Source organism: Pseudomonas sp. TREG-RG-20F-10-E-6-01, assembly GCF_022662455.1.
Lineage (GTDB): Bacteria > Pseudomonadota > Gammaproteobacteria > Pseudomonadales > Pseudomonadaceae > Aquipseudomonas.
In genome coordinates this window covers 166,461-178,564 of sequence record NZ_JAKNQP010000002.1, presented here as the reverse complement: position 1 = coordinate 178,564, position 12,104 = coordinate 166,461, and the positions used below count along the sequence as shown (strand labels likewise).

Sequence of the window (12,104 nt, the reverse complement as noted above, 5' to 3'; positions counted from 1 at the left end):
CGCTGAATCGAGCCGGCGCCCTTGAGCGGATCGAGCGAATTTAGCCAAGATTGTGCTGTCAGGAGCGTTAATCACTCGCCTGTTTTTGGTAGTGCTTGTGCAAGGGACCTCATGAAGCAAAAGCGCACTCTCGGAACGACGTTAAGTACGCCTCGGTTGTTGGGCATCGTCTGGCCGTTTATCGCGGTGGTACTGTTCCAGGCATTGCTGGGTTGCGTCAGCCTTTACATGCTCTCGGCGGTACGCGGGTATGTGGCCGGTGAAAGCCTGTGGTCCAAGGGCCAGAAAGATGCGATCTACTACCTGACCCTTTACGCCGACAACCGCGATCCGGCCACTTACCTCAAATACCAGCAAGCCATCTCAGTGCCCCAAGGCGGGCATGAATTGCGCATTGCCCTCGACCGGCCCACCCCCGACCTGACGGCCGCGCGCCTGGGTATCCTCAAGGGCGGCAACCACCCTGATGACGTTTCCAGCCTGATCTGGCTGTACCTCAACTTCCGCCATTTCAGTTATCTGGAAAAGGCCATCGAGCTGTGGACCGTGGGCGACGGTTACCTGGTGCAACTGGATGACCTGGCGCGCGCCATGCATCGGGCGATCAGCGCTGACCAGGCCAGCAGCACCGACGTGCACGCCTGGAAAACGCGCATCACCGCCATCAACGACGGCGTTACGCCGGCTGCCAAGGCCTTCAGTGATGCCCTGGGCGAGGGCTCGCGGGTCATCCTGCGCCTGCTGTTGATCACTAACCTGGCCACCGCACTGGGCCTGATCGTGCTGGCCCTGCTGCGCACCCACAAGTTGCTGACCCAGCGCCATGCCTTCGCCGATGCCCTGCAGGTGGAGAAGGAGCGAGCGCAGATCACCCTTGAGTCGATCGGCGACGGCGTGATCACCACCGACGTCGACGGCGCCATTGCCTACATGAACCCTGCGGCGGAGGCACTGACTCACTGGCGCTCGGCGCAGGCCCAAGGGCTGCCCCTGGCGGCGCTGTTCAAGCTGCTGGACGAGAACGCCGAGCCGGACGGTTTTACGCTGCTGGAGCACATTATCAAGGGCCAGCTCAGTGGCGGCAGCGAACATTCGAAGCTGATCCAGCGCCTGGACGGCAGTACCGTGTCAGTGACGCTGGTGGGCGCGCCGATTCGCAGTGCAGGCAAGGTCAGCGGCGCGGTGCTGGTGCTGCACGACATGACTCAGGAGCGTCAATACATTGCCAACCTCTCCTGGCAAGCGACCCACGATGCGTTGACCGGCCTGGCCAACCGCCGCGAATTCGAGTATCGCCTTGAGCAAGTGCTGCACCCTGCGGGGCGCCAGCAAAGCGGGCGGCATGCGCTGATGTTCCTCGACCTTGACCAGTTCAAACTGGTCAACGACACCTGCGGTCATGCAGCGGGGGACGAATTGCTGCGTCACATCTGCGCACTGCTGCAATCGGACCTGCGTGAGGGCGACACGCTGGCGCGGCTGGGCGGGGACGAGTTTGGCATTCTGCTGGAGAACTGCCCGGTAACTGTGGCGGAAAAGATCGCCGAGAGCCTGCGCCATACCGTGCAAAGCCTGCATTTTGTGTGGAAGGGGCGGCCCTTCATGACCACCGTCAGTATTGGCCTGGTGCACATTTCGCAAACCCCGACCACGCTGGAAGCCTCGTTACGAGCCGCCGACATGGCGTGCTACATGGCCAAGGAAAAGGGGCGCAACCGTGTGCAGGTCTACCACGCGGATGACTCGGAGTTGTCCGTGCGTTTTGGCGAGATGGCTTGGGTGCAGCGCCTGCACATGGCATTGGAGGAGAATCGCTTTTGCCTCTACGCGCAGGAAATCTCCCCGCTGGGCCAAACAGATGGCGGCAATGGCCATATCGAAATCCTGCTGCGCCTGCACGACGAGGCGGGCCGGATCATCCTTCCCGACAGTTTTATCCCGGCCGCCGAACGTTACGGTTTAATGACTTCACTGGACCGCTGGGTGGTAGAGAACGTATTCAAGATCATTGCCCGTTGCATGCACGAGCGTGCGGGCCGACCTATGGCCATGTGTGCGATAAATCTGTCAGGGATAACTATTGGAGATGACGATTTTCTTGGGTTTTTACGTGAGAAATTCGAGGCTTACAGCATTCCGCCTGAAATGATTTGTTTTGAAATAACCGAAACCAGCGCTATAGCGAATTTGGGCAGTGCAATTCGGTTTATTAATGAACTCAAAGCCTTAGGTTGCCATTTTTCGCTCGACGATTTTTGCGCCGGAATGTCCTCATTCGCCTATCTGAAACATTTACCTGTAGACTTCCTGAAGATCGATGGAAGTTTCGTAAAGGATATGCTGGACGACCCGATTAACCGCGCTATGGTCGAAGTGATCAACCACATCGGCCATGTCATGGGTAAGCGCACAATTGCCGAGTTTGTTGAAACACCGCAAATCGAACAGGCGTTACTGGAGATAGGTGTGGATTACGCTCAGGGCTACCTGATTGAACGCCCGCAATTGTTTACCTTTGACAGCTTGCAGTGTCGACCTGTGCGGCCGCAGCCTCTGTTATTCAAAGCGCCCGGCACATTCCGCTGAAACTTTGCTGGTCTGTACAATCACACTTAAAAAGGAGCCTTACAGTGATCGACACATTCAACAGAACCGGCCCGCTTATGGAAGCCTCGAGTTACCCCGCCTGGGCGCAGCAATTGATCCAGGACTGTAGCGAGAGCAAGCGCCGAGTTGTCGAGCACGAACTGTATCAGCGCATGCGTGACAACACGCTCAGCGCCAAGACCCTGCGTCACTACCTGATCGGTGGCTGGCCAGTGGTTGAACAGTTTGCCTTGTACATGGCACAAAACCTCACCAAGACCAAGTTTGCCCGTCATCCTGGGGAGGATATGGCGCGCCGGTGGTTGATGCGCAATATTCGCGTGGAGCTCAACCACGCCGACTATTGGGTGCATTGGGCCCGTGCCCACGGCGTCAGCCTGGAAGAACTGCAAGCGCAGAACGTACCGCCTGAACTGCACGCACTGAGCCATTGGTGCTGGCATACCAGCTCGGCCGATTCGTTGATTGTCGCGATTGCCGCCACCAACTACGCGATCGAAGGCGCAACCGGTGAGTGGTCGGCGGTGGTGTGCTCGACCGGTGTGTACGCGGCAGCCTTCCCTGAGGAAGACCGCAAGCGCGCCATGAAGTGGTTGAAGATGCACGCGCAGTATGACGACGCCCACCCATGGGAAGCGCTGGAAATCATCTGCACCCTGGCCGGGATGAACCCCAGCAAAGCCCTGCAGGTAGAGCTGCGTCAGGCGGTGTGCAAGAGCTACGACTACATGTACCTGTTCTTGGAAAGCTGCATGCGGTTGGAGAACGAAAAAGCAAAGGCGCCTGCGGCCACTCGCGAACGTCAGGTTCGCGTCGCCAGCGAGGCGTGATGTAAGCGTGATGGCGGGGTGTTTACCCCGCCATTGCCAAGCGGTTGCGACCTTCACGCTTGGCCACGTACAAGGCGTTGTCCGCACGACGCAACAGGCTTTCGGCAGACTCGGCGGCCAACAGCGTCGAACATCCCAGGCTCACCGTCAGCTCGACCCGTGTGGTCTCCGCCCAATAGTCCTGAGCTTGTGCCGCTTTGCGCAGGCGCTCGCCGACCATCCCTGCCGCGTCCCGGCCGGTGTTGGAGAGCAGGATCAGAAACTCTTCCCCGCCAAATCGAAACACCATGTCGACATTGCGCAGCTGGCTCTTGATCGCCCCGGCCACCGCGCGCAGGACGGTGTCGCCGGTTGCATGGCCGTGAGTGTCGTTGATCTTCTTGAAGTGGTCGATGTCCAGCATCAGCAGGGACAACGGGTTCATGTGCCGCCGGGCCATGTCGATTTCGCGTTGCAGGGTCTGGTCCATGGCCACGCGATTACCGGTTTCGGTCAACGGGTCGCGCAGAGCGCTGCGAGTGGCGGCGCGGTAGAGCAGGGCATTGCGCATCGGATAAAGCAAGGTTGCCAGCAGCGCTTCAAGCTGGACCAGTTCGTCTTCCAGCAAGCGTTGATTGCGTCGAAATACCAGCTCGCCCAAGTGCTCACCTTCATGGCTCAAGGCATAGTTCACCGAGTGGTGGCCGCGATGACCAAATTCCAGGCGCAGGTCGCTGGCTTCGTGGCGATACTGCAATGCGTCCAGGGGCACCAGGCGCTGAATCTCGCGAAAGAACAGGCCAAGGATGCGCTGGGGCTCCAGACTGACTTGCAATTGTTGGCTCAATTGCTGACGAAGCTGGGCAAACGACGTCGGTCGACGGGGTGGCAGGAGAGATGGCTGACCAAAACCCAGGCGTTGCAATTTGGCACTGTCGAAGTCAATTGCGTGAGTCTGGGTCGGTGTTTTCATAAGCTATCTGCCTCTAAGCACTTAACTGTCTTACAGGCTGCGTGAGAGTGGCGAGTGCCAAGCTTCTTACTGTTCCTTCAGTTCCGTAAAACATTGGTAACAGTTTAAACCGCTTTACCACGGGTTATAACCCCTGGATACCGCCGCACGTCTTGTCATCGCCTAACCTGCTTGAAAGGGATTAGAGCGAGATTCATGCCATTTCGTTTAACTTATTAAAACTTCTTATAAATCAACGACCGTTTTACAGAGTAAAAACAGTCGTTGGGTAATGACGTCAGTTATTTGGCTGATTGAACCAGCGTAGTGCTGTCAATCTGGTCAATCGACGTCACGCCGGTCAGCGTCATGGCCACGCGCATCTCCTTGGCGAAGATGTCCAGCAGGTTTTCAACGCCGTGCTGGCCATCGGCGGCCAGCGCGTAGGCCGTCGCGCGTCCCAGCAGGCAGGCCTTGGCACCCAGTGCGAGCATGCGCACCACATCCAGCCCGGAACGGATGCCCGAGTCGACCAGTACCGTCAGGTCATCGCCAACCACATCAGCAATCGGCGGCAAGGCTCTGGCGGTGGAGAGCACGCCATCGAGCTGACGGCCGCCGTGGTTGGAGACCACGATACCGTCGGCGCCGAAACTCAGCGCATCCTTGGCATCCTGCGGGTCGAGAATGCCTTTGATGATCATCGGACCTTTCCAGAATTCACGGATCCACTCCAGGTCTTTCCAACTGATGGACGGGTCGAAGTTGTTCGCCAACCAACCGATGTAATCTTCCAGATGAGTAGGCTTGCCGAGGTATTTTGAGATATTGCCCAGGTCGTGCGGGCGGCCCATCAGGCCGACGTCGAAGGCCCATTGCGGTTTGGTGACCGCTTGCAGCATGCGTCGCGATGCCGCGAACGGCCCGGACATGCCGGAGTGCGCATCGCGGTAACGCGCGCCAGGCGTCGGCATGTCCACGGTGAATACCAGTGTGGTGACCCCGGCAGCCTGCGCACGCTCCAGCGCATTGCGCATGAACCCACGGTCCTTGAGCACGTAGAGCTGGAACCAGATCGACTGCGGACTCTGCGACGCCACTTCTTCAATTGAACACACCGACACCGTCGACAAACAAAACGGAATGCCCTGATTCGCCGCTGCCTTTGCCGCTTGCACCTCACCGCGCCGCGCGTACATGCCGGTAAGCCCCACCGGGCTCAGGATCACGGGCATGGCCAGTTCCTGGCCGAACAGGTGGGTCTTGAGGCTCAGGTTGTCGACATTGCGCAGGATGCGCTGGCGCAGGCTGATCTCGGCCAAATCCGAACTGTTGGCGCGCATCGTGTGTTCGGCGTAGGCGCCGCCGTCGATGTAGTCGAACAGAAACCGCGGCAGTTTGCGCTTTGCGGCTGCGCGGTAATCGGAAGCGGACGAGATGATCATCAACAGGGTCTCCACAAGGCAAGGTGGGTTCAGCATAAGGAAATATCTGGCATGATAAAAACAACTTTTATCGCTAGCAGCCAGTCGCTAAAGGAATACCGATGAACCTCAGAACATTGCGCGCCTTTGTCGAAGTGGTGCGCCAGGGCGGTTTCTCCCAGGCGGCCCAGGTGGTGTCCCTGACTCAGTCCACCGTGAGCAAGGCGGTCAAGACGCTGGAAGATGAGTTGGGTACGCCGCTGCTCAATCGCCTCGGCCACAGGAACGAACTGACCGCCGCTGGCGAAATTGCCTACCGCCGCGCGCTGGTGTTGCTCGCTGAACGCAACGACTTGGTGGCCGAGATCAACGACCTGCGCGGGCTCAAGCGCGGCGTATTGCGCATTGGCTTGCCGCCCGTGGGCTGCGGCGTGTTGTTTGCGGCGATGTTCGCCGCTTACCGCAGGCGGTATCCGGACATCGATATCGAGCTGACCGAGTATGGCAGCAAGAAATTGCGTGAATGCCTGGAAGCCGGCGAGGTCGATCTGGCGGCGCTGCTGTTGCCCATGGATGAAGATTTCGACTACCAGTCGGTGCGCAACGAACCCCTGATGGCCGTGCTGCCCATGAGCCATCCACTGGCCCAACGTACGCGCATTGATTTCAACGACCTGGCGGATTCGCCGTTTATCCTGTTCGAAGCGGGTTTCGCCTTGAATGCCAAGATCCTTGCGGCCTGTGAACGCAAGGGCGTGACGCCGAGGGTAACGGCACGCAGCGGCCAGATCGACTTTATCGTCGACTTGGTGGCGGCGGGGCTAGGCGTCGCTTTTCTGCCGCGCATGCTTGCGCACAAGCATCAACAACCCGGCATCGCCCTGATTGCGCTGGACGAGGCGCACACTGATTGGCACATCGCCTTGGCGTGGCGCGCCAGTGCACACCTGCCGCCAGCCGCCCGCGCTTGGCTGGACCTGGCCAAAGAAATGGCCAGCCCGGTATAGACGTTTGCAGTGGTTATCCGAGGGAATTCTGGAAAATATGCCTCAGTGCTTGACTTCTTCTTTTTAATCAGTAACATACGGCGCATTCCGCGATAGCTCAGTTGGTAGAGCAAATGACTGTTAATCATTGGGTCCCTGGTTCGAGTCCAGGTCGTGGAGCCAGATAGAGAAAAGCCTGCAGAGATGCAGGCTTTTTTTTGCCTTGGATTTGACTAATGGCAGCCACTCCAACCCCTATACAACGCCCACCCCAAAGCCATAAGATGAGAAGCATTATCATTTAATGCGGACCTGACATGCACGACGACAGCATTGCCTCGCCGGTCGCCAAGCTGTATGCGAATCACCATGGCTGGCTTCGAAGCTGGCTGCATCGGCGTTTGGGGCACAGTGCCGATGCCGAAGACCTGGCACACGACACCTTTATCCGCGTGCTGCGCTCCAAGGAAGATGTGCGCGAGCTGCGCCAGCCCATGGCGTTTCTTGCCACGATCGCCAATGGTTTGCTGATCAATCGCTGGCGTCGCCAAGCGATCGAGCGGGCGTACCTGGAAGCGCTGGCGGCGCGGCCGGTGGCCGAGGAGCCGTCGCCGGAGGAGCGCCACTTGATGATCGAGACGTTGTTGCAGCTCGATTCGCTGCTGGTCGGGTTGTCGGCGCGGGTTCGGCAGATTTTCTTTTTGTCCCAGCTCGATGGGCTGACCTATCCACAGATCGCCGCGCAGTTGAGCCTGACCGTGGCCCAGGTGCAGCGCGCCATGGGCAAGGCGTTCAGTGTTTGCTACGCGAGCCGGTTCGAATGAGTGGCGCCGCGGTTGATCCTCGCGTGCGGGACGTTGCCATCGATTGGCTGGTGCGGATGCAATCCGGGTTGATGAGTGCTGGCGAGCATCAGGCCTTGCAGTTATGGCGCCAGGCCAGTGCCGAGCATGAGCATGCGTGGCAGCGGGTAAGCAGCTTGCCCCTGCTGCTTCAGCCGGGCGCCAATCTATTAGCCGATGCCACGGCGCGCCGGGCGTTGCAGGCGGCCGGGGCTGATCCGCAGCGTCGTCGCCAGGTGCTCAAGTGTTTGCTGGCGTTGGGGCTGCTGGGTGGGATCTCCTGGCAAACGGCGGATTCCACCTTGGTGCGTTCGGCATTGGCGAGCTATCGCACGCGCGTTGGCGAGCGGCGCCACTGGGCCCTGGCGGATGGCTATTCGCTGTGGCTGAACACCGCCAGTGCGGTGAACCTGGACATGAGCGCGGGGCGGCGCAGCGTGCAGTTGGTCGAGGGCGAATTGGCCCTGGATACTCCGGCAAGTTCCGCGTCGTTGGAGCTGCTGACCCCAAACGCGGTGCTCTACAGCCATGGCGCCCACCTGCTGGTGCGCCATGATGGCCATGGCACGCAAGTGACGGTCTTGCGCGGTCTGGCGCAAGTGAGCACGCGGCATCAGCCAGCACCTGTACCGTTGCAGGCTGGCTGGCAACTACGGGTTGATGAGCACGGAGCGGGGCACCCGACCGCTATCGACGTGTTGCTGGCCCAGGCCTGGATGCGCGGCATCCTGCCCGCCGAGCGCATGCGCCTGGATCAATTGCTGGCTGAACTCTCGCGCTATCGCCAAGGCTTCTTGCGTTGCAGCGAAGCAGTGGCGGGCCTGCGTATAACCGGCAGTTTCCAGCTGGACGATACCGACGCAGCGCTGGCGCTGGTCGTCAATACCTTGCCGGTGCGCATCGAACGAAGAACGCGTTATTGGGTGACGGTGGTGCCCGCGTAAAATTTTTTTCAGCGGCGCGATAGTTTTTTCGATCTGGCTTGGCCTTTAGGTATTACCCACCGGCACAGGTGGGTGTCGATCCTTAGGAGCCTTGCATGATTGCCCCCGCTCGTGTCTTGCGTACCCATACGTTCAGCCTGCTGTTTCTCAGCCTCCAGCCGCTCTATGGCGAGTTGGTTTTTGCGGCCGGTGAACGCCCCTACAGCATCAGTGCCGGCCCGTTGGACAAAGTGCTGTCGAGCTTTGGTGCCGAGGCTGGGATCAGCATGGCGGGCAGTTCGCTGATCACTGCCGGCAAGACCAGCCAGGGCCTGCAGGGCGATTTCAATACCGAGGCGGGCCTGACTCAGCTGCTGTCGGGCACGGGCCTGGGCTATCAGCGCCAGGCGGACGGTGGCTATGTCTTGCGCCCGCACCAACAGGCAATTTCCCTGCCGACACAAAAGGTGATCGGCGAAAATTTCGATGAGGAAGAGGTCTACCCTGCGCCGCGTTCGTCGGTGTATATCTCCGGCGAAGACATGCAGCGCTTCGGCGTGGTCTCGGTGGGCGATGTTCTCAAGGGCCAGCCTGGCGTGCAGGTCGGCGACAGCCGTAATGGCGGCGGCCTGGATGTGAATATCCGTGGCATCCAGGGCCAAAGCCGCGTGGCCGTCACGGTAGACGGTTCGCAGCAGGCATTGGATGTTTATCGCGGTTACGCCGGTACCCAGCAGCGCAGTTACATCGACCCGGACCTGATCAGCGACATCACGATCGACAAGGGCCCAAGCCTGACCTCCAGCGCCATCGGCGGCACGGTGAAGATGCGTACCCTCACTGTCGACGACATCCTCAAAGACGGCCAGAACATCGGCCTGCGCCTCAAGGGCGACCTGTGGAACAACGGCGTCGCCCCAGCCTCCCGAGATCCGCATTCCAAAACCCAGGAGCTGTACTCAGAACCGCACCAGAGTCGCGGTGGGTTGTTTGGCTCAGAGGCGCAGGCTGGCAGTGCGGCGTTTGCCTATACCCATGAGTTTTTCAACGTCGTGGCGGCCTATGCCAAGCGCGATCAAGGCAACTATTTTGCCGGCAAGAAGGGGCAGGATCGCTACCGTACTTACGACCGCTGGGGCGATGAGCAGAGCAGTGTGGCCACCGCCTACAACGCCGGCGAAGAAGTGCTGAATTCCTCGTCGAGCACCGAATCGTTCCTGCTCAAGACCACCCTGCGCCCGGCGGACGGGCATACCTTCGACCTGGGCTATCGCCGTTATGACGGACGCATCGGCGAAATCATGCCTTCGGATATCTTCCGCTTCGGCACCGGCGGCATCTATCAGTACCCGCTGGGTCACACCAAGATCGACACCTACACAGCGCGTTACAACTACTTGCCTTCGGGTAACCCGTTGATGGACCTGACTGCCGACCTGTGGCTGACCGACGCGCAAACCAGCCAGCTCACCTCGGTCAAGGCGCCGGCGTCCCAGGCCTATCGCTCGGACCGCGCCTGGAGCCGTCAGGCTAACCAACGCATTGGCGGCGGCCTGGCCAATACCTCGCGCTGGGCCACCGACTACGGCGACTTGAAGCTGGACTTGGGCGGCTCGTTCCAGCTCGAAGCACTGCGCCCGCAAAAAGGTGTGGTCACCAACCAGGACGATATCAACGCCAACCGTATGTTGCGCGAAGGGTCGCGGCAGGAGTTCAGCTTCAATGGCAAGCTGGAATACAAGCCTGTGGACAGGCTCACGTTATGGGGCGGCGGACGTTACACCCACTATCGCAGCAAAGACCACATCGCCAATGCCACGGCACGGCGTGAGGAGCGAGACCTGCGCTACCTGCGCGTCTACAACGGCGGCAATTCCGGCAACATGATGTGGTTCCCTGATCAGAACGGCGATTACACCGACGCCACCGATCCACGCCTGAACAATGGCATTGTCTTCCAGAACACTAACTTTCCTTTCGAGGGCGTTCGGTACAACAACTTTGGCGTGGTTGATTCCACGGTCTATCCGTCCCAGGTCGGGGAGGTGGTTACTGGTTATGACTATTCTGCCAAGGCGAGCAACAGCGGCGGCGCCTTTGCCCCCGCGGTGGGCATCAATATCGAGGTGCTGCCGGACACCTTTGTGTATGCCTCTTACACCCAAGGCTTTCGTATGCCTTCGCTGTTTGAAACCAGCCAGGGCGTGTTGCAGACTATGCCCGGCAAAGGCCTGAAGCCCGAGCGTTCGAGCAATTGGGAGATCGGCGCCAGCACGCTGCAAAAGGGGCTGTTGTTCGATGACGACTCGGCGGCGATCAAGCTGGCCTACTTCAACAACACCATCAAAAACTACATCACCCGCTACTACGATCCCAGCCCTGTCCTGTGGGGCTTGATGCGCTTCAGCAATACCGACAGCTACAAAACCAGCGGCCTGGAGTTCCAAACCCGCTACGATACCGGACGCGTATTTGCCGACCTGTCGTCCACCTACTACCTGAAGACCGAAACCTGCGATTCGGCCTTCGCCGCCACACTGCGCGCCACCAGTGACCTTTATCAGCAAACCGGTAATACGCCGAACTGCACGCCGGGCAGCTTCATGGGTTCTTACACCAACACCCAGAACCCACCACGCTTCGCCGGCAACCTCACCACAGGCCTGCGTTTCTTCGATCAGAGCCTTACGCTCGGTACGCGCATCACCTACACCTCAGGCCCCACCGTCACCGCCGACAAACCCTGGCAGACTGGCGCCACCACGCCGCAATTGAATTACCGCGAAGTGGCCTTGGTCGATCTGTTCCTTAACTACAAGTTGCAAGAACACGCTGGCCTGAACGTGTCACTGCAGAACCTGACCGATCGCTACTACCTGGACCCGCTGGCGCAGAGTTTCATGCCGGCACCGGGGCGCACACTGCGAGTGGGAGTGCAGGCGAAGTTCTAAAGGGGAGGGTGGAGATCCTCGCGCGGCGGTGCATCAGCCCGTCACGCGAGAATCGGCAAGGTGGGGTTACAGCGTCTGCACAATAATCTGGCTTTTCAGGTCGTTGACCATACTTTCAATCGCCGGCTTCATGGCGACGAAATCCTGTGGGCTGCACACCACGTCGGGGTGGTTAAACGCGTAGCTGCGGGTGATCAGTACGCTGTTGCCTTCCTTGACGTAAGTGGTCTGATAGTTGAATCCGCCGGTGTTCAGGGCGACGGCCTTGGGCACCGCCAGGTACCAGCTCGACATCGAGCACAAAACTGCCGTCGGCATTCACTACGTAAGACTGGTTATTTTTTTCGATAGTCAGCGAGCGGTCGGTGTAATCGGCACTTGCCTGCGCGCTGAACAGCCCGCAGATGCCCACCGCCAGTGCACCGAACAGGCGCGTCGGCAAGAGAGTTGCGCTTTGCATAGAGATCCTTCTAAACGATGACGCGCACCGTCTGGAGGAGGGTGCACGTTCCTTGGTAAACCGCCAAATGCGAAGCGTTACTATAAAGAGGTGGCGATGAGCCTGCAGATTTTTGTAGCTTAAAGAGGTGTAGGAGCGTTCTGGGTATCG

At 59.5% G+C, this 12,104-nt stretch carries 9 protein-coding genes and 1 tRNA gene; 7 read left to right on the top strand and 3 right to left on the bottom strand.

From position 1 onward, the window contains the following. Nucleotides 1-111: 111 nt before the first annotated feature. Together L8K08_RS07260 and L8K08_RS07255 are read left to right on the top strand one after the other, a co-directional pair. Nucleotides 112-2,586: an EAL domain-containing protein gene (locus L8K08_RS07260; RefSeq protein WP_242195457.1), complete on the top strand. Its 2,475-nt coding sequence runs from the start codon at nucleotides 112-114 to the stop codon at nucleotides 2,584-2,586. A gap of 44 nt (nucleotides 2,587-2,630) precedes the next feature. Next, a complete protein-coding gene (locus tag L8K08_RS07255; protein ID WP_242195453.1) occupies nucleotides 2,631-3,437 on the top strand; it encodes an iron-containing redox enzyme family protein in 807 nt (268 codons plus the stop codon). Between the two features lie 22 nt (nucleotides 3,438-3,459). On the opposite strand, the gene L8K08_RS07250 is transcribed toward L8K08_RS07255, so the two are convergent. After that, complete coding sequence (locus L8K08_RS07250; protein ID WP_242195450.1) at nucleotides 3,460-4,389, bottom strand: GGDEF domain-containing protein; 930 nt, start codon at nucleotides 4,387-4,389, stop codon at nucleotides 3,460-3,462. A gap of 281 nt (nucleotides 4,390-4,670) precedes the next feature. Continuing rightward, nucleotides 4,671-5,813: an FMN-dependent L-lactate dehydrogenase LldD gene (gene lldD, locus L8K08_RS07245; RefSeq protein ID WP_242195446.1), complete on the bottom strand. Its 1,143-nt coding sequence runs from the start codon at nucleotides 5,811-5,813 to the stop codon at nucleotides 4,671-4,673. A 101-nt stretch (nucleotides 5,814-5,914) separates the two neighbouring features. Here lldD and L8K08_RS07240 point away from each other — a divergent pair, with 101 nt between their 5' ends. The 5 genes from L8K08_RS07240 to L8K08_RS07220 all read left to right on the top strand — a co-directional run bounded on the left by L8K08_RS07240 (nucleotide 5,915) and on the right by L8K08_RS07220 (nucleotide 11,494). Further along, nucleotides 5,915-6,799, top strand: coding sequence for a LysR family transcriptional regulator (locus tag L8K08_RS07240; protein ID WP_242195443.1), 885 nt, complete (start codon nucleotides 5,915-5,917; stop codon nucleotides 6,797-6,799). A gap of 86 nt (nucleotides 6,800-6,885) precedes the next feature. Further along, a tRNA-Asn gene (locus tag L8K08_RS07235) sits at nucleotides 6,886-6,961 on the top strand. Nucleotides 6,962-7,095: 134 nt separating this feature from the next. Further along, nucleotides 7,096-7,602 (top strand): sigma-70 family RNA polymerase sigma factor, encoded by a 507-nt coding sequence (locus L8K08_RS07230; protein ID WP_242195440.1) that lies wholly within the window; start codon nucleotides 7,096-7,098, stop codon nucleotides 7,600-7,602. After that, nucleotides 7,599-8,564 carry a FecR domain-containing protein gene (locus L8K08_RS07225; RefSeq protein WP_242195438.1) on the top strand — a complete coding sequence of 322 codons (966 nt, stop codon included), beginning with the start codon at nucleotides 7,599-7,601 and terminating at the stop codon, nucleotides 8,562-8,564. Before L8K08_RS07230 ends, L8K08_RS07225 begins: the two co-directional genes overlap by 4 nt. 95 nt (nucleotides 8,565-8,659) lie before the next feature. Beyond that, on the top strand, nucleotides 8,660-11,494 hold the full coding sequence (locus L8K08_RS07220; protein ID WP_242195435.1) for a TonB-dependent receptor: 2,835 nt from the start codon (nucleotides 8,660-8,662) through the stop codon (nucleotides 11,492-11,494). Nucleotides 11,495-11,560: 66 nt separating this feature from the next. On the opposite strand, the gene L8K08_RS07215 is transcribed toward L8K08_RS07220, so the two are convergent. Beyond that, entirely contained in the window at nucleotides 11,561-11,788 is a 228-nt protein-coding gene (locus L8K08_RS07215; protein WP_242195431.1) for a hypothetical protein, read from the bottom strand. Nucleotides 11,789-12,104 lie beyond the last annotated feature (316 nt).

Coding starts and splice junctions, on each gene's coding strand:
- L8K08_RS07260 (WP_242195457.1), top strand. CDS start 112: ATGAAGCAAAAGCGCACTCTCGGAACGACGTTAAGTACGCCTCGGTTG.
- L8K08_RS07250 (WP_242195450.1), bottom strand. CDS start 4,389: ATGAAAACACCGACCCAGACTCACGCAATTGACTTCGACAGTGCCAAA.
- lldD (WP_242195446.1), bottom strand. CDS start 5,813: ATGATCATCTCGTCCGCTTCCGATTACCGCGCAGCCGCAAAGCGCAAA.
- L8K08_RS07240 (WP_242195443.1), top strand. CDS start 5,915: ATGAACCTCAGAACATTGCGCGCCTTTGTCGAAGTGGTGCGCCAGGGC.
- L8K08_RS07230 (WP_242195440.1), top strand. CDS start 7,096: ATGCACGACGACAGCATTGCCTCGCCGGTCGCCAAGCTGTATGCGAAT.
- L8K08_RS07225 (WP_242195438.1), top strand. CDS start 7,599: ATGAGTGGCGCCGCGGTTGATCCTCGCGTGCGGGACGTTGCCATCGAT.
- L8K08_RS07220 (WP_242195435.1), top strand. CDS start 8,660: ATGATTGCCCCCGCTCGTGTCTTGCGTACCCATACGTTCAGCCTGCTG.
- L8K08_RS07215 (WP_242195431.1), bottom strand. CDS start 11,788: ATGTCGAGCTGGTACCTGGCGGTGCCCAAGGCCGTCGCCCTGAACACC.